The following is a 21,261-nucleotide window of genomic DNA, read 5'->3' on the forward strand; positions in this document are numbered from 1 at the left end:
CTTCGTTACCATAACGATGATCGTGACGATTTGTGCGCGAAAAGCCCCGGATGGTAACGCCCCTGGCGGCAGCCCGCCCGATGCTTCAGAGTGGGGGACGTGTCCTCGATGGAGCTGCCGCTCTACATGCGGCGCACAGAGCTGGATCCCGCGCCCGAACTTGGCGCCTTCCGCGACGAGCAGGGGGTGGCCCGTGTGCGGACCCCGTTCGGCGCCGAGGCCTGGCTCGTCACCCGCCACGCCGACGTGCGCGCCGTCCTGGGCGACGCCGAACGGTTCGCCATCGCCCGCCGCGGCATCACCGAGCTGCCCGGCGCGCCCAAGCTGACCGCCGAGCAACTGGCCGAGACCCGCGCCGGCAACCTGCTGGCCACCGACCCGCCCGAGCACACGCGGCTGCGCCGCATGCTGACCGGCGAGTTCACGCTGCGCCGGATGCGCCGCCTGGAACCGCGCATCACCCGCATCGTCGAGGACCACCTCGACGCGATGGAGCGCGCCGGCTCGCCCGCCGACCTGGTGCCCGCGTTCGCGCTGCCGATCCCGTCGCTGGTGATCTGCGAGCTGCTCGGCGTCCCGTACGACGACCGCGAGGGCTTCCAGCACCGCACCGGCCGCATGCTCGACATGTCCATCCCCGTCCCCGAGCGCGTCGCCCTGCAGCTGGAGTCGCGCGCCTACATGGCCGAGCTCGTCGCCCGCAACCGGGCCGAGCCGGGCGAGGAACTGCTCGGCATGCTGGTGCGCGAGCACGGCGACGACCTCACCGACCCCGAGCTGATCGGCATCGGCAGCCTGCTCCTGCTGGCCGGGCACGAGACCACCTCCAACATGCTCTCCCTCGGCACGCTCGCCCTGCTGCGCCACCCCGAGCAGCTGGAGCTGCTGCGCAAGGAGCCGGAGCGGATCGACGCCGCCGTGGAGGAGCTGCTGCGCTGGCTCAGCATCGTGCACTCAGGCACGTTCAAGATCACCACCACCGAGGTGGAGCTGGGCGGCCACACGATCGGCCCCGGCGAGATCGTGGCCTGCGCCCTTCCGGCCGCCAACCGCGACCCGGCGCTGCTGCCCGAAGCCCACCTGCTCGACATCACCCGGGGCGAGCCCGGCCACGTCGCGTTCGGCCACGGCGTGCACCACTGCCTCGGCGCGCCGCTGGCCCGGATGGAGATGCGCATCGCCTTCCCTGCCCTGCTGCGGCGCTTCCCCGACCTGCGGGTGACCGACCGCGAGCCGCAGTTCCGCTCCTTCCACATCGTGTACGGGCTGACGTCGCTGGAGGTGGCCTGGTAGCCCGGACGCGTCACAAGGACGGCTTCACCAGGACGATGGGGTCAGGACGGCGGGGTTCCCGGACGGTGGGGTCAGGACGGACGGCGCGAGCGCGCGGTCGCCAGCCCGGCGAGCCCGGTGGCGGCCAGCCCGATCAGCAGGGCCACGAACGCGCCGCCGAGCCCGTTGCCGGTGCCGATGCCGCCGTCGGAGGTGACCACGACCACCACGGCGACCGCCGTCCCGGCCAGGCCCAGCACCACACCGGCCCGCGCGCCCCGGCCGGTGCGGCGGGCCAGGGCGCGCCCGCCCAGCGCGGCGCCCGCCAGCCCCGCGAGCGCGGCCACGAGGGAGCCGATCCGGCCCGCGCTCAGCGTGTACGCGGTGACGGGGTCGGGCTGGACGGCCGCGACCAGGTGGGCGGCGTCGAGGAGTGGCATGACTGCTCCTTCGGTGAACGGACGTCACCCGATCATGTCGCCGGGCCCGTCCGCCGGTCGTCCGCCCGGCGTCGGCACTTCGCGCTGCCGCCGGCGACGCAGCCGCCTGCCGCGCCTCCGGCAGGAGCCGCGGATCTACCGCGCTCGTGGTAGCCGCCCGCTCGTCCGCCCGCAGGAGTCGCCCGCGCCGCCGCCGGGCTAGGGTGCGCCCATGAGCGCAGCATGGGCCAGGGCCGCGGCGAGGGTCACAGCCTGGGTCAGGGCCAGAACCAGGGCCACGGGCACGGCCGGGGTCGCGGCCGGGGACTGGGTGATCGCCGTCTGTGTGGCCGCGACGCTGCTGGTCACCGGCCTGTCCGGGCAGCCGGCCGGCACCGGCCCCGCCGTGGCCGGCTACGCGCTGCTGGCGACCGGCGGGCTCGCCCTGGCCGTGCGCCGCCGCTTCCCGGTCGCCGTGCTGGCCGTCACCGGGGCGTGCGCGGCCGGCTACCAGGCGGCCGGGTTCGACGTGCCGGCCGTCGCGTACCTGTTCGCCGTCTACGCCGCCGTGCGGGCGGGGCGCCGCGCCGTCACCGTCGGCGTGAGCGTGCTCGTGCTGGCGGCGCTGCCCCTGGCGGCCCTCGCGTCCGGCCTGCACGACACGGGCGAGGCGTTCGCGCAGGCCAGAGGCGCGCTGGAGCTGGCCTGGCTGGTCGCCGCCGGGGCGGCCGGTGAGGCGCTGCGGCAGGCCGAGCGGCGGGCGGAGGAGGCCGAACGCACCCGCGAGGAGACCGCGCGCCGCCGCGCCGACGAGGAACGGCTGCACATCGCCCGCGAGCTGCACGACTCACTCACCCACCAGATCTCGATCATCAAGGTGCAGGCCGAGGTCGCCGTGCACGTCGCCCGCAAGCGCGGCGAGCGGGTGCCCGAGGCGCTGCTGGCGATCCAGGAGGCCGGACGGGAGGCGAGCCGCGAGCTGCGCGCCACCCTGGAGGCGCTGCGCGACGACGACACGGCCCCGCCACGCGGCCTCGACCACGTCCCCGACCTGGTCGAACGCGCCCGCACCATCGGCCTCGACGCCACGCTGACCATCGAGGGACGGCGGCAGGACGTGCCCGCCGCCGTGAGCCGCACCGTCTACCGGATCGTGCAGGAGTCGCTCACCAACGTCGCCAGGCACGCCGCCGCCGGCAGCGCGTCCGTCCGCATCGACTGCGGCCCCGACGCCGTCGACGTCCGCGTCGAGGACGACGGCCAGGCCAGGCCCGGCGCCGCCCCGGCGCCCGGCGTCGGGCTGCTCGGGATGCGCGAGCGCGTCACCGCCCTGGGCGGCCGGCTGCGCGCCGAACCGCGCGGCGAGGGCGGCTTCGCCGTGCAGGCCGTGCTCCCCCTGATCCCCGCGGACCGGGCGTCGTGATCCGCGTCCTGCTGGTCGACGACCAGCCGCTCATCCGCAGCGGGTTCCGCGCGCTGCTCGACCTGGAGGACGACATCGAGGTCGTGGCCGAGGCCGGTGACGGCCTGGCGGGCGTGGCGCTGGCCCGCGAGCACCTGCCCGACGTCGCGCTCGTCGACATCCAGATGCCCGTCGCCGACGGCGTCGAGGCGACCCGCCGCATCGCCGCCGACCCGGCGCTGGCCGGGGTGCACGTCGTCATCCTGACCAACTACGGCTTCGACGAGTACGTCTTCGACGCGCTGCGCGCCGGGGCGGCCGGGTTCCTCGTCAAGGACATCGTGCCCGAGGACCTGCTGCACGCCGTCCGCGTCGCGGCCCGCGGCGAGGCGCTGCTCGCGCCGTCGATCACCCGCAAGCTCATCGACCGCTACGTCACCCAGGCGCCGCCCGGCACCGGCGCCGGGCTGGAGGAGCTGACCAACCGCGAGCGCGAGGCCGTGACCCTGGTCGCCCGCGGCCTGTCCAACGACCAGATCGCCCAGCACATGGTGATCAGCCCGATGACCGCCAAGACGCACGTCAACCGGGCCATGACCAAGCTCCGCGCCCGCGACCGCGCCCAGCTCGTCGTCCTCGCCTACGAGTCCGGCCTGGTGACCCCGGGCACGGGATCTACCGGGCAGTTGTAACGTACTGCGCCATGGGGACACGGGAGGGGGAGAGCCCTGATCTCATGACGGGCCAGGGCCCGGCGGCCGCGCCCTGGCAGGCGCCCACCGACGTCGAGCACCGCCTGTACGAGGCCAAGACGCGCGGCGACTGGGCCGCGTACTTCGACGTGCTGGCCGGCGCGCACCTCTACCACGCGATGCCGCGCGCCCGCGCCGACGCGCGGCCCGGCTGGGTCACCTACGCGCCCGCGCGCGTGGGCGGCACCAAGTACCTGGTGTTCCTCACCGAGGGGGTGCTGCCCGCGCCCGTGGCCGACCCGGTCTTCTTCCGCGACGACCTGGGCGAGCTCGCCCGCAACTGGCCGCGCGACGACGAGTGGCTGGCGATCGACCCCGGCACCCCCTGCGAGGCGTACTTCCCCGCGACCGCCGCCCACCGGCGGACCTGGCTCCAGCACACCGCGCGGGTGGCCTACCCGCCCCGGGGCGAGCTGCGCACGCTGCGCGCCGGCGGCCCGCTGCACGGCCCGGTCGCCCACGGCCTGGCCTGCGGGGCGCTGCTCTGCGTCGCCAACGCCTCGCTGTGGAACGCGATGGGCTGGCACGGCACCGGCTACGTCCGCGAGCGCAAGCGCCTGAAGGAGTGGTGGGGCATCACCAGCCGCGAGGAATGGCTGAGCGCCCAGGAGGATCTGCTCGAAGGCCGGATGAGCAGCTCTTTCTGGCAGCTCGTGCTGCGCGTCCGCAGCGCGCTCGCCCTCGACTACGGCGGCGCGGTCGAGGTGGACCACTGGCGCCAGGTGACCGACCGCTACCTGCGCGAGCACGCCGAGCCTGCGGCCCAGGCGGCCCAGGGGGCCGGGGCGCAACGGCTCATCGGGCGCATCAACCGCTACGAGGCGCGCTTCCGCGCGGACGGCCTGCTCCCCGAGGGCGGGTTCGTCCGCACGGTCGAGGCGTGGGACTACGGGCGCGCCTCGAAGATGGCCCGTTGGGGGCTCGGCGCCTGCTTCTGCGACCTGGCCGAGGCCGAGCGGGCGGTCGTGCGCGCCGGACGGCTCAGCCGGATCACGTACCGGTCCTGGGAGGAGTTCTCCGCCGCCTACATCCTGGGCCGCTGCCTCCACTTCGACGGGGAGGAGTTCGGCGCCTGGTATGCCGACATGCTCCACGCCCACCGCGTCCTGACGACGGACCCGGGCAGCCCCTGGCGCAACATCCCGTTCGCCTAGACGCCGAACGTCCGGCTGTCGACCGTCCACCCGGCGGCCCGGTCGCTCAGCGTCAGGCCGAGGCCGGGCCGGTCGGGCACCAGCATGCGGCCGTCGCGGATCTCCAGCCGCTCCTCGAACAGCGGCTCCAGCCACTCGAAGTGCTCCACCCACGGCTCCAGGCCGTACGCGGCGGCCAGGTGCAGGTGGATCTCCATGGCGAAGTGCGGGGCGAGCTGCATCCGGTGGTGCTCGGCCAGCGCCGCCAGCCGCAGGAACGGGGTGATGCCGCCCACGCGGGGCGCGTCCGGCTGCAGGACGTCCGCGCCGCCCGCCCGGATCAGCTCGGCGTGCTCGGCGACGCTGGTCAGCATCTCGCCGGTAGCGATCGGCGTGTCGAGCGCGGCGGCCAGGGCGGCGTGACCGGCGTGGTCGTGGGCGTCGAGCGGCTCCTCGATCCACACCAGGCCGTACTCCTCCAGCGCGCGGCCCATCCGCGCCGCCGCCGGGCGGTCCCACTGCTGGTTGGCGTCCACCATGAGCGGCACGTCGTCGCCCAGGTGGGCGCGCACCGCCCGGACCCTGGCCAGGTCGGCGCGGGTGTCGGGCTGGCCCACCTTGATCTTGACGCCGCCGATGCCGCGCTCCAGCGCCGCCGAGGCGTTCTCCAGCACCTGCTCGATCGGCGCGTGCAGGAACCCGCCCGAGGTGTTGTAGCAGCGCACCGAGTCGCGGTGCGCGCCCAGCAGCTTGGCCAGCGGCAGCCCCGCCCGCCTGGCCTTCAGGTCCCACAGCGCGATGTCGAACGCGGCGATCGCCTGCACCGCCAGCCCGCCCCGGCCCACCGACGCGCCCGCCCAGGCCAGCTTCTTCCACAGCCGCGCGATGTCGTTGGCGTCCTCGCCCAGCAGCTCGGGGGCCAGCTCGCGGGCGTGCGCGTACTGGCCGGGGCCGCCGGCCCGCTTGGAGTAGCAGAACCCCAGGCCCTCGTGCCCGCCCTCGGTGGTGATCTCCGCGAACAGGAACGCGACCTCGGTCATCGGCCGCTGCCGCCCGGTGAGCACCTTGGCGTCGCTGACCGGGGTGCTCAGCGGCAGAAGGACAGAAGACAGGCGAATGGCGGCGATCTTGTCCAGGGGGTTCGTCATGGGGACATCATGCCCGGGGGGTGATCGGGAAGTTGTGCCGGAACACGTTGCGCGGGTCGTACACCGCCTTGATCCGCCGCAGCCGCTCCAGCGTCTCCGGCGGGAACGCCCTGGCCAGCACCTCCTCACCGGTGCGCGTCTCGAAGCTCAGGTAGACGGCCTGCGCGCCGACGCCCTCCCAGGCGTCGCCCGCGCCCATGACGGCGCTGACCGAGAAGTTCTGCGTGCGGTGCGCGTACGCGGTCGCGCCGGCCGGGGTGTCGTTGACCGCGCCGCCGACCGAGCGCACCTGCAGCATGTGGGCGTCGCCGGTCGCGAACAGCGCCGCCAGCCGCCCCGCGAGCCCGGCGTCCAGGTGGTCGGCCAGCGCCGAGCGGCTGCGCAGGGCCGCCTGGCCGGTGTGCCGGTTGCGGTGCGGCGCGACCAGCGCCGCGTACGGGACGAGCTGCGCCTGCTGCTGCAGCACCGGCCCCGCCCCCAGGAACGGCTCCAGCGCGCCGACCGCCGCGTCGGCGTCGTCGCCCGCCCACACCGCCAGCGTCTGCGCCATCACCGACCCGGCGCCCCCGCCGGGGAAGACCGTCAGGAACGGCGTCAGCTCGCGCGGGCTGTCCTCCACCAGGCGGCCCCACCGCTCCAGGAACCCCGCCAGGTCCGCCGCGTCGTGCACGAACACGCCGAGGACCACGTCGCCCAGCTCGGTGGCCTCGATGTCGAAGGAGGTGACGACCCCCATGTTGCCGCCCGCGCCGCGCAACGCCCACAGCAGGTCCGGGTGCTCGTCCGGGCCGGCGCGCACGATCCGGCCGTCGGCCAGCACCACCTCGGCGCCCACCACGTGGTCGATCGTCAGTCCGTACGAGCGCGCCAAGAACCCCTGCCCGCCCGTGGTGGCGAGCCCGCCGACGCCCACGTCGCCGTAGTCGCCCGAGCTGATCGCCAGCCCGTGCGGCGCCAGCGCCCGCGCCACGTCGCCCCAGCGGGCGCCCGCGCCCACCCGCACCAGCCGCCGCCCCCGGTCGAGCACCTCGACGCCGTCCAGCGCGCCCACGTCGACGACGATCCCGCCGTCGTTGGTGGAGCGCCCGCTGATGCCGTGGCCGCCGCTGCGCACCGCGAGCGGCACGTCCTGGCCGATCGCGTACGTGAGCGCCTCGCTCACCTGGCCGGCCGTCGCGGGCCGCAGCACCAGGCCGGGCGAGCCGGCCCACACGTAGGACGAGCGCACGCCCGCGTAGGCGGAGTCGCCCGGCTCCACCGCCGAGCCGGCCAGCGAGGCGGGCACCGCGTCGTAGTCGATGCCGGGCCTGCGCAGCTCGACGGCCCGCCCGCTCCGGCGGGAGCCGCCGCCGCCCGCGCCGCCTCCGCGCTCGGCCGCCACGGCCTCGCGCAGCGCCGGCGCGACCTCCTCGGCGAACGCCCGGATCGCCCGCGGGTCGTCCGAGCCCAGGATGAACGTGCTGACCCCGTCCTCCAGGGCGAGCGGCAGCAGCCGCGCCACCCACGTGCCGGGCGCCTCGTCGCCCATCACGTTGAGCAGGCGGCGGACGGCACGCGGGTCGCGGCCCGCCTCCTCCGCCGCCTCATCGATGATCTTGTTGGCGCCGGCGATCTCCTCCGGCTGGATGTAGCCCAGGCTCGGCAGCCACCCGTCGGCCTTGGCGCCGACCAGCCGGAGCATGCGCGGCTTGTACGCGCCCAGCCAGATCGGCACGTCGTGCGCCGGGGCCGGGCCGCGCTTGGCGCCGTCGAGCGCGTAGTAGGCGCCCTCCAGCCGCAGCAGCCGCCGCTCGCCCGCGTCCCAGATGCCGCGGATCACGTCGATGGCCTCGCTCAGCGCGTCGACCGCCTGGCCGGGCGTCAGACGGCGGCCGCCCATCGCGCCGATCGCGTCCCAGAACCCGCCCGCGCCCAGCCCCAGCTCGATCCGCCCGCCGGACAGCAGGTCGAGGCTCGCCACCGAGCGGGCCAGCACCGCCGGGGGCCGCAGCGGCAGGTTGAGCACGTTGCCCGACAGGTGCACCCGCTCGGTCCTGGCGGCCGCCCAGCTCAGCAGCGTCCAGGTGTCCAGGAAGGCCGGCTGGTACGGATGGTCCTGGAACGTGACCAGGTCGAGCCCGGCCTCCTCGCTCAGCCGGGCCAGGTCGACGGCCGCCTCGGGCCGGTCGTTGCGCGGGGTGATGAACGACCCGAACCGCAGATCGTGGCCGTAGTCGGGCATGTGGTCCTCCAGACCGATTGGTAGACGTGTCAACCATAATCGCTTTGGATGACGTGTCAACCTTTCGTGGCGTAGGCTGGCGGCATGACCGAGAGCCGGGACGCCGACCCCGCCGCCGACACCGCCGCTGAAAGCCTGGCCGCGTGGCGTGCGCACACGGCGGTCCACGCGCAGCTCGCCGCCCACCTCGCCCGCGAGCTGACCCGCGCCACCGGGCTGTCCGAGGCCGACCACCAGGTGCTCGACGTGCTCCTCGACGCGCCCGGCGGCCGGCTGCGGGCCCTGGAGCTGCGCTTCACTCTGCAGTGGGAGAAGAGCCGGCTGTCCCACCAGGTGGCCAGGATGAGCGCGCGCGGCCTGCTGGAGCGCGTGGCCTGCACCGAGGACGGGCGGGGCTGGGACATCACGCTCACCGCCGCCGGCCGCGAGGCCGCCGCCCGCGCCCGGCGGGTCCGGGAGGAGTCCGTGCGCGCCCTGGTCGTCGACACCCTCGGCCCGGGCCGCCTCGCCCAGCTCGCCGAGACCGCCGCCCTCCTCAAGGCCGGCCTCGACCGCGCCGCCGACCGCGACCCCGACTGCCGCGCCGCCCGAGCCGAACTCTACGGCCCGGCCCGAGCCGACGCCTGACCCCCACCCCGGGACCCCGCCCCGGGACCCCACCCCGGGACCCCCACGCCGCGACCCCCACCCGGGACCGTCCGACGCGGGACCCCCCACCTCGGAACCGCCCACCTCGGAACCGTCCACCTCGGAACCGTCCACCTCGGAACCGTCCACCTCGGAACCGTCCGCCTCGGAACCGTCCGCCTCGGGAGCGTCCGCCCCGGGCACCGTCCGGTGCGGGGTCGCCTGGTGCGGGACCGGCCGGCCCCTAACCCTCCGGCGGGGGGTCGTCGTGTCCGGGGCCGTCCGGGGTGGCGTCCGTCGGGGAGGGGTTGACCGGGGAGAGGAGGAGCACGGCGACGTCGTCGGCGCGGTAGCCGACCCCCTCGGCCGGGTCGACGAGCCGGTCCGCCAGCCGCGCCAGCGGCAGGCCGCCGTGCCGGGTCAGCCGCCGCGCCAGCCCGTCGATGGCGTCGCCGAGGTCCACGCCCGGCGCCTCGATGAGGCCGTCGGTGTAGAGGGCCAGCACGCTGCCGGGCGGCAGGTCGAGCTGCGACGTCGGGTACTCGGCCGCCGGGTCGATGCCGAGCAGCAGCCCCGGCGTCGACTCGACGATCTCCGTGGGCCACCCGGGCCGGCGCAGCAGCGCGGGCAGGTGCCCCGCGCTCGCCACGCACGCGGAGCCGTCGCGCAGATCGAGGCTGATGTAGAGGCAGCTCGTGAACCGGTTCGGCGACAGGTCGATGAGCAGCCGGTTGGTGTGGCTCAGCACCTCGCCCGCGCTCGCGCCCGAGGTCGCGTGCGCGTGGATGGCCGTGCGGACCTGCCCCATGAGCGCGGCGGCGTTCGTGTCGTGCCCCTGGACGTCGCCGATGACGGCGGCGGCCTGGCCGTCGTCGAGGTGGATGAGGTCGTAGAAGTCGCCGCCGATGTCGATGCCCTGGGTCGCGGGCAGGTAGCGGGCCGCCACCTCCAGCCCGGGGATCACCGGGAGGGCGCGTGGCAGCAGGCTGGCCTGAAGGGTCTGGGCCAGGCGGTGCTTGGCGTCGTAGAGCCGGGCCCGTTCCAGCGCCTGCGCCATCAGCCCGGCGAGCGAGGTGAGCGTGGTCCGCTCGTCCTGGGTGAAGCGGTGCGGGCTCCCGTAGGCGAGTACGAGGGTGCCGATCGGCCCGCCGGAGCTGTGCAGCGGCAGCAGCGCCCAGGCGGCCATGCCGTCGTAGCGGCCCGCGTCGGGGTAGACGTCGAGCAGTTCGCGCTCGTTGGCGAAGAACGCGGGTTCGCCGGTGATGAGAGGCAGTTCGGGGGCGTGCGGGACGCACGGCGCGCGTCTGCGCATCTCGGCGACGCCTTCCGGGCTGTAGCCGCGGGTGGCGGCGACGCGCAGCCGCCCGCCCTCGGCGGTGAGGATGGCCAGCCCTTTGACGTCGAAGACGGGGATGATCTGGTCGGCCACCAGGTCGATCACGTCCTGGACGGTGGCGGCCTGGCTGAGCGAGGAGGCGAGCTGCAGCATGTCGTACAGGGCGGCCCCGCTGATCTGCCGGCTGACCACCGGGTCGGGCATCACGTGGGCGGGATCGCGGGCCATCGTGCTCGGCGTGATGCGGACGCTGAGCCCGGACGGCGTCGGGAAGAGCTGGAACGCCAGCCACTGCCCGTCGGGCCGCTGGGCGGTGAAGAAGGTGATCTGGTGGCCGAGGACGGCCGCCCGGTAGCTGTCCTCGTGCGGCGGGTCGGCCAGCCACGGCAGCACCTCCCACGGCCGCTTGCCGACCATCTCGGCGGCGGTGGTGTCGAGCAGCCCGGACGCCGGCGCGCTGAGGAACGTCACCCTGCCGTCCACGTCCAGCGCGCAGTAGCCCTCGGGCAGGCCGTTGAGGCATTCCAGCGCGGCCATCGCCGCCTCGGCGCTCACGGCGGGGTCGTCCTGCTGGGAGCGGAACGGGGCCAGGATGCGGGGCCGCGGCCTGGGCCGCACCGGCCGGCCGAGCCGGTCGGCCTGCGCCAGCAGCTCGCCCATGTCCTTGCAGGTGCGTTCCATGACGTCGAGCACGTGCTGGCCCGGCCCGCTGTCGCGGGTGGCGGGCAGGAGCAGCAGCAGCGCGCCGCGCGCCGCCTCGCCGCACAGGATCGGGGCCGTCACGACGGCGAAGTTGTACGGCATCGCCAGCGCGACGCCCGGGAACTGGCGGGCCAGGTCCTCCCGGTCGGCCGTCCACACCGGCCGCCGTTCGCGCAGCGACACGGTCATCGGCATCCGCATCGACATGCGGATCCGGGCCCACGCCTTGGCGACGGCCGCGGGGAAGCCCATCGCCGTGTTCATGCTCAGGACCAGGCCGTCCTGGTCGAGCAGGTAGAGCGCGCCGATGTGCGCGCCGGTCTCGCTGACGGCGCGCACCAGCAGGTCATCGAGCCCCGGCGCGCCCCGCCTGGAACCCGTGATGGAAGCGGACCTGCCTCCCACGCGCTAGCCCGTCCTGCTCCCTGGGCCGAAAGTCGCCATAAATGCAGAATACGCCCATCCGAAATCACCCAAAGTAGCGGCCCCGGCGCGCACGGTGTTCTACGGCACGTCGAACCTCTGCCTCCGGCGGGCGCCGGCCACCTCGATCCCCGCCGTGCCGAGGACCGCGTCGAGCGGCAGCGACACCGTGTACGGCGCCAGCGCGGGCAGCCCGATGCCCGGCAGCGTGCCCTCGACCTCGATGACCCAGTAGTCCGGCTGGGTGATGTAGACGAGCGGCGCGAGCCGCACCTCCATGTTCGCGTACGGCTTGCTCCCGCTGACGACCAGGACGTACGTGCCGGGAGCGCTGCCCGGGACGACCCTGGCCTCCTCGAAGTCGATCGGCATGCCGTGATCGTAGCCGTCGCCGCGCCACCCGGCAGACAATCTGACAAAAAGCGTCTAATATGTCAGCACCCGAGACCGTCCAGGAGGACGCATGCTGCCGACCGTCGTCATGAGCTTCTTCGCGGGCCTGTTCGCCGCCAACGCGACCCCGCACTTCGTCAAGGGCATCACCAAGGAGCACTTCCCCTCGGCCTTCGGCTCAGGGCCGCTGCCCAACCTGCTGGCGGGCTGGGCGTCGTACGTCATCGCCGCCCTGCTGGCCTGGGGTGCGGACGTGGGGGAGCGGCCGGCCGCGGCGTTCGCGGCGGCGGCGCTCGGGGCGCTGGCCATCGGCGTGTTCCACGCGACGATCGGCGCCTTCGGCAGGCGGCCCCCGGCCCGGGCCTGACGGGCCGTCATAGAATGTCAGCATGTCAGACGGGGCCGCGGCCAAGCAGGACCACATCGTCGCCGCCGCCCTGGGCGTCTTCGTCCGTCACGGCTACCGGCGCACGTCCATGGACCTGGTCGCGCGCGCGGCGCGGATGTCACGCCCCGCCGTCTACCAGTACTTCGGCGGCAAGGAGGAGCTCTTCCGCGCTGTCGGCGAGAAGCTCGCCGACGGCCTCGTGACCGCCGCGCGGGCCGCGTGGCGCGGCGACGGCTCCGTCGCCGACCGGCTCTACGGGATGCTCGCCGTCAAGCTCGACCTCGTCGCCGGCGGCGTCGAGGCGCGGCTGCGCGCCGAGCTGCTGGCCGAGGCGCGCGAGGTCGCGGGTGACGTGGTGCTCGCCCTGGAGGACGGCTACACCGAGGCGGTCGCGGCGGCGCTGGAAGCGGCCTCCGGCGAGCTCGACCTGCTGGGCCACGCCATCCCGGCGCGCGATGCCGCCGCCGTCCTGGTCGCCTCCCTGACCGGCATCGCCCAGCAGGAGGCGCCCCCGGAGGTCCTGCGCACCCGGCTGCGCCAGCTCGTCGAGCTGACCGTGCGCGGCCTCGCAACGCGAACACCCGCCCCCGCCACGCCGTAGGCGCGGCAGGAGCGGGCGCTCCTGATGTGCTGCCCTGGGCGCGACCTCACGTCCCGCCCAGGGCGCCTGCGTCAGTTAAGGCCGTTCTTCATCGCGGTGATCAGCTCACCGTTGGTGGTGTCGCCGCTGAGCTCCCAGAAGAAGGCGCCGCCGAGGCCCTGGTTCTTCGAGTAGCCCATCTTGCTGCCGATCGTGGCCGGCGTGTCGTAGCTCCACCACTGGTTGCCGCAGTACGCGTACGCGGTGCCCGCGACGGTCCCGGTGGAGGGGCAGCGGGTCTTGAGGATCTTGTAGTCCTCGATGCCCTGCTCGTAGGTGCCCGGCGCGGGGCCGGTCGCCGTGCCGCCCGGCGTGGACTGGGTGACGCCGGTCCAGCCGCGGCCGTAGAAGCCGATGCCGAGCAGCAGCTTGCTCGCCGGGATGTTCTTGCTCCTGAGCTTCTGGATCGCCTGATCCGAGTGGAACCCGGCGATCGGGATGCCCGAGTAGGAGTTGAGCGGCGAGTGCGGGGCCGTCGGGCCCTGCGCCGCCCAGGCGCCGAAGAAGTCGTACGTCATGACGTTGTACCAGTCGACGTACTGCGCGGCGCCGCCGTAGTCGGCCGCGTCGATCTTGCCGCCGTCGGTGCCGTCGGCGGTGATGGCGGCGGTGACCAGGTTGTTGCTGCCGAAGCGGCTGCGCAGCGCCTGCATCAGGTTCTTGAACGCGGCCGGCCCGCTGGTGTCACAGGTCAGGCCACAGGCGTTCGGGTACTCCCAGTCGATGTCGATGCCGTCGAAGACGTCGGCCCAGCGCGGGTCCTCCACCAGGCGGTAGCAGGACTCGGCGAACGCGGTCGGGTTCTGCGCGGCCTGGGCGAAGCCGCCGGACCAGGTCCAGCCGCCGAAGGAGAACAGCACCTTGAGGTTCGGGTACTTCTTCTTGAGCTTGCGCAGCTGGTTGAAGTTGCCGCGCAGCGCGCCGGCGTCCCACGTGTCGGCGACGCCGTCGACGCTCTCGCCCGCCTGGTAGAAGCGGTCGTAGTCGGCGTAGCTGTCACCGATGGTGCACTGGCCGTTCTGCACGTTGCCGAAGGCGTAGTTGATGTGGGTCAGCTTCGAGGCCGAGCCGCTGGTGTCGATGTTCTTGACGTGGTAGCCGCGCTGGTAGACGCCCCACTGGACGAAGTAGCCGAGCACCTTGTTCCCGCCGGTGCCGCCGCCCTCGCTGGTGCGCGCGCTGACCGAGGAGCTGGCCGCGGAGCGGTTGCCGGCGGCGTCGCGGGCGCGGACGGTGTAGCTGTAGGACGTGTTGGCGCTCAGGCCGGTGTCGGTGAAGGTGGTGCCGGTGACGGTGTCGACCAGGGTGGTGCCGCGGTAGACCTCGTAGCCGGTGACGGCGACGTTGTCGGTGGAGGCGTTCCAGGCGAGCGAGACGCTGCTGGAGGTGACGCCGGTCGAGCGGAGGTTGCCGGGCACGCTGGGCGCCTGGGTGTCGTCGCCCCCGCCCTGGCTGGTGCGCGCGCTGACCGCGGCGGTCGCGGCGGAGCGGTTGCCGGCGGCGTCACGGGCCCGCACCGTGTAGCTGTAGGCGGTGTCGGCCGTCAGCCCGGTGTCGGTGAAGGTGGTGCCGGTGACGGTGCTGACCAGGGTGGTGCCGCGGTAGACCTCGTAGCCGGTGACGGCGACGTTGTCGGTGGAGGCGTTCCAGGCGAGCGAGACGCTGCTGGAGGTGACGCCGGTCGAGCGGAGGTTGCCGGGCACGCTGGGCGCCTCGGTGTCCTCACTCGGGCCGCCGGTCGTGACCTCCCACAGGGCGGGGACGTTCGGCGGCTCCCAGCCGGGCAGGGAGGTGTGGCTCTGACGGCACTTGTAGGAGACGCCGTTGTAGGTGACGACCGTGCCGGCCGTGTACGCCGTGTTCGGCGCCCAGGCGGCGAGCGCGGCGACGGACGCCGACGGCGCCGTCGCGCCGTACGCCCCCGTGGGGGCGGCGACCACCGCGGTGAGCGGCATGAGTAACGCCGCGACGCCGGCCAGGACCTTGCTCTGAACGCTGTGTCTCATGATGCTCCGACATCCGAGTTGGGTGAACTCTGGGGGGTGGGATGGGAGTACGCGCCAACTGTTAGGAAAGTTTCCTTTTAGTTGTACAGGTGACGGTAACCCGTGTTTTACGGAGGCGTCAATAGCGCCGCGTTGACAGAGATGGACAACATGGTTCACTATTTAGACAACCACGTTTCCTGTCTGAGGAGGCCGCCATGCCCGTCGTCCGCAGCGCCGAAAGCCGCCGCACCGAGACCCCCAACGCCGTCATGACCACCCTCGCCTCGCCGACCCAGGGCGGCTCGTCCCAGGTGGTGTGGCGGGTCGACATGACCGGAGGGCAGGCGGGACCGGTCCACGTCATCGACGCCGAACAGGTGTGGACCGTGCTCGACGGCGGCGCGACCGTCGAGGTGGACGGCGACACCCTGACCGCAGGCCCCGGCGACACGGTCGTGATCCCCGCCGACGTGCCGCGCCGCATCACCGCCGCCGCGTCCGGCGGGCTGGCCGCCATCGTCGTCGCCCCCGCCGGGATGCGCGCCTACGGCACGACCGCCCCGGTCGACCCGCACTGCGCGCTGCCCGACGCGGGCAAGCTCGTCCCGGCCTGGGTCGTCTGACCGCTCAGCGTCCGGCGGCCTTCACCTCGGCGGCCGACTTCTTGCTGCGCGAGACCCGCACCAGGGCCGCCGACAGCCGGGCCAGCTCCGGGCCGGACCTCGCGAGGCCGGCGAGCGGGCCCGCGCGGTGCGGCAGGCCGACCGCGCGGGCGCCCTCCAGCACCCGGCCGTCGAGGTGCGGCGCGACCTGCGGCCACACGCCCTGCACCTCGCGCAGGAAGATGTCCGTCCCGGCCGGGCCGATGCCGGGGAACTCGGCGAGCAGCTCGCGCAGCCGCCGCTCGTCGCCCCCGGCCTCCTCGCGCAGCCGCCGCAGATCGCCCTTCCACCGGTCGAGCAGCAGCTCGGCGCCGTCACCGAGCATCGTGGCCGTGCGCTCGTCGTAGCGGCGGTAGTGCCCGCGGCCCAGCGCGTCCACCCGCTGCTGCCAGCTCGCCCCGGCCATCGCCTTCGGCGTCCGGAAACCGGCCGCGAACAGCTCGCGCGCCGCCGCCACCGCGACGCCGGACGAGATCCGCGCGCTCAGCAGCGTCGACAGCACCAGCAACTGGTAGAGCGGCATCGGCCGGTCGGCCATCCTGATGCCGGCCTCCTCGGCGTAGGTCCGGCCGTAGCGATCGAGCAGCGCCTCCAGCGTCCCCATGACTCACCCCTGGTCCGACTCGTTCTCCGGCGGCCGGGTGTCACCGAGCCCGAACAGGCCGACCAGCGTGCCGTCCGCCCGGGTCACCACCACGTGCTGGACCCCGGCCCGCTCCATCCGCTCGACCAGCGGCTCCAGCGGCTCGCTCGGCCGCACCGTGGTGACGCCCGTGTTCATCGCCTGCTCGGCCGTGCCCCGCGAGCCGCCCGCGGCCAGCTCGTCCGAGCCCACGACGCCCTGCACGACGCCGTCGCCGCCGACCACCACGGCCAGCCCGGCCGGATCGCCGAGCACCCGGTCGCCGAGCTCGTCCAGCGGCTCGTCCAGCCCGGCGACCACCGGGTCGGGGCGCACCTGCCGCACGACCAGCCGGGCCTCGCCCTCGTACGGCAGCGCGGCCGACAGCCAGTCCATCTTGCCCGCCACGTAGTCGCGCACGTCGCCGAAGCCGAGGCGTTCCAGGCGGCGGGCGGCGCGCGGGCTCAGGTCGCACAGCCAGTCGTGGCAGTAGACGACGACCGGCCGCCCCGGGTCCAGCGCGCCGGCCGCCGCCTCGTCGAAGCCCTTGAGCGGCACGTTGACCGCGCCCGGGAGGTGCGCCCAGGCGTACTCGCGGCCGGGCAGCACCTCCACGAGCTGAGCCTGCCGCGCGAGCAGGTCCCGGACGTCCTCACGGTCGGCTGTCGTCACCATGAGGAAGCCGTACCCGCCAGGCGGCGAACATGCTCAGCAGGTCAGATTGCCTCCCGTCGTGGTGCCGAGGATCTGCGTGAAGCGCTGGTAGTTGTTGACGCGGCTCTGGACCTGGGCCGGGTTGCGGCCGCCGCACTCCAGGGCGCCGTTGATGCTGCGGATCGTCTCGCCGAAGCCGTGGCCGTTGACCATGGCGTTGTGCGGGGTCATGGTGCCGGGGCCGTTCTGCGTGTTCCAGTACCACAGCGCGGTCTTCCACGCCACGGCCGCGTCGTTCTGCACCAGCCACGGGTTGCGCAGCAGGTCGATGCCGAGCGCGTCGCCGGCGGCCTTGTAGTTGAAGTTCCAGCTCAGCTGGATGGGGCCGCGCCCGTAGTAGGCCGCCTGCCCGGCCGGGCAGCCGTAGGGCTGGCTCGAGTCGCAGTAGTGCGGGTAGTTCGCGGGGTTCTGCTCGACGATGTGGACCAGGCCGCCGGTCTCGTGGCTGACGTTGGCGAGGAAGGCCGCCGCCTCCTGCTTGCGCACGGTCTCGCTGCCGGTCTTGGCGAAGCCCGGGTACGCGCTCAGCGCGGCGGTCAGGCCGCTGTAGGTGTAGAACGAGTTCCGGTTCGGGAACATCTGGTTGAACTGCGCCTGGCTGACGACGAACCCGGACGGGTCCGGCGGGTCGGTGGGCGTGGACGTCGGCGTGGGCGTGGGCGTGCTCCCTCCGCAGGTGTACGGCTCCCAGTACCAGGTGGAGACGACCGGGTCGTAGCCCGGGTTGTCGTGCTCGGCGCGGTAGTAGCGGCCGTCGGTGTAGCGCACGATCGAGCCGGCCGCGTAGAAGGTGCCCGCCACCCAGTTCGGGTGGTCGCACGAGCCCGGCGGGGTGGTGCCGCCGCCGTCGCAGGCTCCCTGGTCGGCCCAGACCTGGGAGCTGCCGGGGGTCTCGTTCTGCGTCCACCATCGGGCCGACCAGTTGCGGCCGTTGTGGGAGGCGGTCATGCCGCCGGTGTAGACCGCGCCGGCGCTCCACGCGGCGGCGCAGGCAGCGGCGGAGGCGCTGGACAGCGGGAGCACGAAGGCCAGCCCGCCCACGACGGCGGCGGCGCACGCGGACGCGAGGACGCGTTTCACCTGATCACCTTCTCTTGCCGGGGGGTGTAACTTATAGGAAAGTTTCCTAAGAGTTGGCCTGACACTAGCCTTGACACCCACCTGCGACAAGGCCCAATTCCCGATCGTCTTGTGACCCGCCGCACCCGGTGGAAGACTGAAAAGTGACGGAGGGGGGACGTCATGATCGAAGTCAAGAGCATCGACAAGCCGGACGAACGGCGCGACTTCCCGATGGGCCACCTGGAGGTGTGCGAGCTGACCGGCCTGAGCTTCGGCGTGGCCACGTTCGAGCCGGGGTGGCGCTGGTCGGAGTCGGTCAAGCCGATCGCGGGCACCGACCTGTGCGAGGTCCACCACAACGGGTTCGTCGTGCGCGGGCGGCTGCACATCCGGATGCAGGACGGCACGGAGTCCGAAGTGGGCCCCGGTGAGGTGTTCGTCTGCCCGCCGGGGCACGACGCCTGGGTGGTCGGCGACGAGCAGGTCCTGGCCTACGACTTCGCGGGCGGCGCGAGCGACTACGCCAAGGCGAAGAACGGCTGACGGGCGGGACCATGCCGTGCCGGGGTCGCCCCGGCACGGCATCCCATCTCAGGACTTGCGGCCCACCCCCGCGTAGTAGACCGCCTCGCGGTCCGCGTACAGCGTGTCGGGGTCCGGCCGCCACTTCGGCAGCGCGACCACGCCCGGCTCCAGCAGCTCCAGGCCGTCGAAGAAGCTCGTCGCCTCCTCCAGCGTGCGCAGCGTCATCGTGGCGCCGCCGCTCTCGTTCCAGTGCCGCACGCCCTCCTCCAGCTGCTTGCCGACCAGGCCGTGCGAGATGGCCAGATGGCTGCCCGGCGCCATCGGCTCCATCAGCCGCCCGATGATCGACCGCGCCTCGCCGGTGTCCGGCAGGAAGTCCACCACGCCGAGGAGCATCAGCCCGATCGGCTGGCCGAAGTCCAGCAGGTCGCGCGCCGCCTCCAGGATCTTCTCCGGCTCGCGCAGGTCCGCGTCGATGAACGAGGTGTCGCCCTCCGACTCGCCCTGCAGCAGCGCCCGCGCGTGCACCAGCACCACCGGGTCGTTGTCGACGTAGACGACGCGGCAGGCCGGGTCCACCGACTGCGCCACCTGGTGGGTGTTGTTAGCGGTCGGGATGCCGGTGCCGATGTCCAGGAACTGCCGGACCCCGGCCTGGCCCGCCATGTAGCGCACCGCGCGGCCCAGGAACTCCCGGTTGGTCCGGGCGAGCACCGGCAGCTCGGGCACCGCCTGGAGGATCTGCTCGCTGACGATCCGGTCGATCTCGTAGTTGTCCTTGCCGCCCAGCCACAGGTCGTAGATGCGGGCGGGGCTGGGAACCTCGGTGTTGATGCGGCTGAGCGCTTCTTCGGTCATCGGTCGCCTTCCCGGGCGAATGGGGCAGGATGTCCGACGAGCCTACTCGTTGAAGATCCACATGTACGCCCCTTCGTGCGCGAATCCCGGGCTCACCCGCGTTCCCGGTCCTCCAGCGTCGCGTACAGCGCCTCGATGAGCGAACGGACGCGGAAGTCGCCGCCTTCGAGGAGCTCGGAGCCGCGGTTGGGCACGTAGCCGAACGCGATCCGGCGGTCCGGGTCGGCGAAGCCGAACGAGCCGGTCGCGCCGCCCTGCCCGAACAGGCCCGTCAGGCGCGGCGGCGCGGGCCAGAACGGGCCGCCGGGCACGGCGAAGCCGATCCCCCAGGCGGTGTGCGCGCACAGGGTGCGGTCCATGCCCTCGGCCTGCGGGGTGCGCACCCGGTCGACCAGCCCGGGACCGAGCAGCCGGACGCCGTCGACCTCGCCGATCAGGGCGGCGAAGAAGCGGGCCAGCGAGTGCGCCGAGGCGACACCGTCCATCGACGGGCTCTCCACCTGGTACGTGCGCGGGTCGTTGGTGGCGTCCCAGCCGATGGCGACGCTGCCGTAGAAGGAACGGTAGGACAGGCTGCCGGGGTCGGCGAGCGCCGCGACGAACCCGGCGAGCTCCGGCACCTGCATGCCCAGGCGCACGGTGTCGGCGTCGGGCACGACCATCGTCGCCAGGCGCGGCAGCGCGGCGTCGGGCACCCGGACGTAACAGTCGAGGCCCAGCGGGCCGGTGATCTCCCGGGCCAGGAACTCGCTCAGCGTCACGCCGGAGACCCGGCGGACGATCTCCCCGGCGAGATGGCCGATGCTCACCCCGTGATAGCCGTGCGCGGTGCCGGGCGGCCACTCGGGGGCCGCGGCGGCGAGCGTGTCGGTGATCGGGGTCCAGTCGCGCAGGTCCTCCCAGGTGATGGGCCGCGCGTGCATGCTGGGCAGGCCGGCGCGGTGCCCGAGCAGGGTGCGCACGGTGATGCCGGCCTTGCCGTTCGCCGCGAACTCCGGCCAGTAGCGGGCCACGGGCGCCTCCAGGTCCACCAGGCCCCGCTCGGCCAGCAGCAGCACCGCGGCCGAGGCGAACACCTTGCAGGTGGAGGCGAGCGGGGCGATGGTGTCGCGCCGCCAGGGCCGGTGCGTGCCCGGGTCGGCCTCGCCGCCCCACAGGTCCACGACCGGCCGCCCGTCCCGGTAGACGGTCAGCCCGGCGCCGACCTCGCCGCGTTCGGCGAAGTTGCGCTCGAACGCCTCCCGCAGCGGCTCGTAGCCCGCCGCCGTCATGCCGTCGGTCCGTGTCATCGTCCACGCCCTTCTCTCTACCTACCGGTCGGTCGGGACGTGACCATACCCTACCGACCGGAAGGTCGGCTAGGCTGGGCGGCACACCTTCGGCTCGATGGGGCGGCGTCAGTGCGTAACGAACCCGGCGACACCAGGCAGCGCATCCTGGAGGCGGCCCGCGACCTGTTCGCCGCCCAGACCTACCGCGCCGCCAGCATGCGCGACGTCGCCGAACGGGTCGGCATCTCCAAGCCCTCGCTCTACCACCACTTCCGCAGCAAGAGCGAGATCCTCGACAGCCTCGTCACGCCGCCGATCGACGAGCTCGAAGCCGCCATCCGGGCCGCCGAGTCCGCCCCCGCCGGGACCGACGTCCGCCGTGACCTGCTCGCCGGGTGCCTCGACGTCATGCTCGCCCACCGCCGGACGATGGCGCTGCTCCTGCGCGACGCCTCCGTCTACGCCGACGAGAGCGCGCAGGTCATCTCGCGCGTGACCGCCTTCACCGGCCGGGCGGTCGACCTGCTCGCCGGGCCCGGCGCGGGATGGCGCGAGCGCGTACGGGCCGCCCAGGCGTTCGCCGCCGTCGCCGACCCCGTCAGCCAGCTCCCCGACGTGCCCGTGGCGGAGCTCCGCGCCGAGCTGCTGCGCGGCGCGGGCGCGATCCTCGGCCTGGAGCCGCCCGACTGACGGCGCGCACCGG

21 protein-coding genes are annotated in these 21,261 nt (G+C 73.8%); 10 read left to right on the forward strand and 11 right to left on the reverse strand.

Going from position 1 to position 21,261, the window contains the following annotated elements:
* Positions 1–108 precede the first annotated feature (108 nt).
* On the forward strand, positions 109–1,293 hold the full coding sequence (locus ACWDXC_RS13975) for a cytochrome P450 (protein WP_449982040.1): 1,185 nt from the start codon (positions 109–111) through the stop codon (positions 1,291–1,293).
* A 71-nt stretch (positions 1,294–1,364) separates the two neighbouring features.
* On the opposite strand, the gene ACWDXC_RS13980 is transcribed toward ACWDXC_RS13975, so the two are convergent.
* Positions 1,365–1,712: a DUF6223 family protein gene (locus tag ACWDXC_RS13980; RefSeq protein WP_449981426.1), complete on the reverse strand. Its 348-nt coding sequence runs from the start codon at positions 1,710–1,712 to the stop codon at positions 1,365–1,367.
* A gap of 211 nt (positions 1,713–1,923) precedes the next feature.
* On the opposite strand from ACWDXC_RS13980, the gene ACWDXC_RS13985 reads away from it, so the two are divergent.
* From ACWDXC_RS13985 to ACWDXC_RS13995, 3 genes are read left to right on the forward strand one after another with little or no spacing between them, the layout of a single operon-like run.
* Positions 1,924–3,114, forward strand: coding sequence for a sensor histidine kinase (locus tag ACWDXC_RS13985; RefSeq protein WP_449981428.1), 1,191 nt, complete (start codon positions 1,924–1,926; stop codon positions 3,112–3,114).
* A complete protein-coding gene (locus ACWDXC_RS13990; RefSeq protein ID WP_449981430.1) occupies positions 3,111–3,785 on the forward strand; it encodes a response regulator in 675 nt (224 codons plus the stop codon). Before ACWDXC_RS13985 ends, ACWDXC_RS13990 begins: the two co-directional genes overlap by 4 nt.
* An 11-nt stretch (positions 3,786–3,796) precedes the next feature.
* The gene (locus tag ACWDXC_RS13995; protein ID WP_449981433.1) at positions 3,797–4,999 is read left to right on the forward strand and encodes a DUF1266 domain-containing protein; all 1,203 of its coding nucleotides are present in this window, start codon (positions 3,797–3,799) and stop codon (positions 4,997–4,999) included.
* On the opposite strand, the gene ACWDXC_RS14000 is transcribed toward ACWDXC_RS13995, so the two are convergent.
* Together ACWDXC_RS14000 and ACWDXC_RS14005 are read right to left on the reverse strand one after the other, a co-directional pair.
* Positions 4,996–6,126 (reverse strand): L-talarate/galactarate dehydratase, encoded by a 1,131-nt coding sequence (locus tag ACWDXC_RS14000; protein WP_449981435.1) that lies wholly within the window; start codon positions 6,124–6,126, stop codon positions 4,996–4,998. The two genes, ACWDXC_RS13995 and ACWDXC_RS14000, sit on opposite strands and share 4 nt — an antisense overlap.
* Positions 6,127–6,133: 7 nt before the next feature.
* Positions 6,134–8,347: an LLM class flavin-dependent oxidoreductase gene (locus ACWDXC_RS14005; protein ID WP_449981437.1), complete on the reverse strand. Its 2,214-nt coding sequence runs from the start codon at positions 8,345–8,347 to the stop codon at positions 6,134–6,136.
* 84 nt (positions 8,348–8,431) lie between these two features.
* Here ACWDXC_RS14005 and ACWDXC_RS14010 point away from each other — a divergent pair, with 84 nt between their 5' ends.
* Positions 8,432–8,974: a MarR family transcriptional regulator gene (locus ACWDXC_RS14010; protein WP_449981439.1), complete on the forward strand. Its 543-nt coding sequence runs from the start codon at positions 8,432–8,434 to the stop codon at positions 8,972–8,974.
* A 244-nt stretch (positions 8,975–9,218) separates the two neighbouring features.
* Here the strand turns inward: ACWDXC_RS14010 and ACWDXC_RS14015 are convergent, their stop codons facing one another.
* Both ACWDXC_RS14015 and ACWDXC_RS14020 read right to left on the reverse strand, forming a co-directional pair.
* Positions 9,219–11,351, reverse strand: coding sequence for a SpoIIE family protein phosphatase (locus ACWDXC_RS14015; RefSeq protein WP_449981441.1), 2,133 nt, complete (start codon positions 11,349–11,351; stop codon positions 9,219–9,221).
* A 165-nt stretch (positions 11,352–11,516) separates the two neighbouring features.
* Entirely contained in the window at positions 11,517–11,807 is a 291-nt protein-coding gene (locus tag ACWDXC_RS14020; RefSeq protein WP_219518650.1) for a hypothetical protein, read from the reverse strand.
* Positions 11,808–11,898: 91 nt separating this feature from the next.
* On the opposite strand from ACWDXC_RS14020, the gene ACWDXC_RS14025 reads away from it, so the two are divergent.
* Complete coding sequence (locus tag ACWDXC_RS14025) at positions 11,899–12,195, forward strand: hypothetical protein (RefSeq protein WP_449981443.1); 297 nt, start codon at positions 11,899–11,901, stop codon at positions 12,193–12,195.
* A gap of 22 nt (positions 12,196–12,217) precedes the next feature.
* Positions 12,218–12,817 (forward strand): TetR/AcrR family transcriptional regulator, encoded by a 600-nt coding sequence (locus ACWDXC_RS14030; protein WP_449981445.1) that lies wholly within the window; start codon positions 12,218–12,220, stop codon positions 12,815–12,817.
* A gap of 71 nt (positions 12,818–12,888) precedes the next feature.
* Here the strand turns inward: ACWDXC_RS14030 and ACWDXC_RS14035 are convergent, their stop codons facing one another.
* Positions 12,889–14,862 (reverse strand): glycosyl hydrolase family 18 protein, encoded by a 1,974-nt coding sequence (locus ACWDXC_RS14035; protein WP_449981447.1) that lies wholly within the window; start codon positions 14,860–14,862, stop codon positions 12,889–12,891.
* A gap of 197 nt (positions 14,863–15,059) precedes the next feature.
* Here ACWDXC_RS14035 and ACWDXC_RS14040 point away from each other — a divergent pair, with 197 nt between their 5' ends.
* Positions 15,060–15,467 (forward strand): cupin domain-containing protein, encoded by a 408-nt coding sequence (locus ACWDXC_RS14040; protein WP_219518664.1) that lies wholly within the window; start codon positions 15,060–15,062, stop codon positions 15,465–15,467.
* A 4-nt stretch (positions 15,468–15,471) separates the two neighbouring features.
* Here ACWDXC_RS14040 and ACWDXC_RS14045 read toward each other — a convergent pair whose 3' ends face one another.
* Genes ACWDXC_RS14045 through ACWDXC_RS14055 form a run of 3 tightly spaced genes read right to left on the reverse strand, consistent with a single transcriptional unit; the run spans position 15,472 to position 17,922 of the window.
* Entirely contained in the window at positions 15,472–16,110 is a 639-nt protein-coding gene (locus ACWDXC_RS14045; RefSeq protein ID WP_449981450.1) for an endonuclease, read from the reverse strand.
* Positions 16,111–16,113: 3 nt separating this feature from the next.
* Complete coding sequence (locus ACWDXC_RS14050; protein WP_449981452.1) at positions 16,114–16,803, reverse strand: rhodanese-like domain-containing protein; 690 nt, start codon at positions 16,801–16,803, stop codon at positions 16,114–16,116.
* A 33-nt stretch (positions 16,804–16,836) separates the two neighbouring features.
* Positions 16,837–17,922, reverse strand: coding sequence for a glycoside hydrolase family 19 protein (locus ACWDXC_RS14055; protein WP_449981454.1), 1,086 nt, complete (start codon positions 17,920–17,922; stop codon positions 16,837–16,839).
* Positions 17,923–18,084: 162 nt separating this feature from the next.
* On the opposite strand from ACWDXC_RS14055, the gene ACWDXC_RS14060 reads away from it, so the two are divergent.
* Positions 18,085–18,447 (forward strand): cupin domain-containing protein, encoded by a 363-nt coding sequence (locus tag ACWDXC_RS14060; RefSeq protein WP_449981456.1) that lies wholly within the window; start codon positions 18,085–18,087, stop codon positions 18,445–18,447.
* Positions 18,448–18,495: 48 nt separating this feature from the next.
* Here ACWDXC_RS14060 and ACWDXC_RS14065 read toward each other — a convergent pair whose 3' ends face one another.
* Both ACWDXC_RS14065 and ACWDXC_RS14070 read right to left on the reverse strand, forming a co-directional pair.
* Positions 18,496–19,287: an SAM-dependent methyltransferase gene (locus ACWDXC_RS14065; RefSeq protein ID WP_449981458.1), complete on the reverse strand. Its 792-nt coding sequence runs from the start codon at positions 19,285–19,287 to the stop codon at positions 18,496–18,498.
* A gap of 92 nt (positions 19,288–19,379) precedes the next feature.
* Positions 19,380–20,576: a serine hydrolase domain-containing protein gene (locus ACWDXC_RS14070; RefSeq protein WP_449981460.1), complete on the reverse strand. Its 1,197-nt coding sequence runs from the start codon at positions 20,574–20,576 to the stop codon at positions 19,380–19,382.
* 111 nt (positions 20,577–20,687) lie between these two features.
* On the opposite strand from ACWDXC_RS14070, the gene ACWDXC_RS14075 reads away from it, so the two are divergent.
* Positions 20,688–21,248, forward strand: coding sequence for a TetR/AcrR family transcriptional regulator (locus ACWDXC_RS14075; protein WP_449981461.1), 561 nt, complete (start codon positions 20,688–20,690; stop codon positions 21,246–21,248).
* Positions 21,249–21,261 lie beyond the last annotated feature (13 nt).

It is taken from the genome of Nonomuraea sp. NPDC003214, assembly GCF_053590035.1.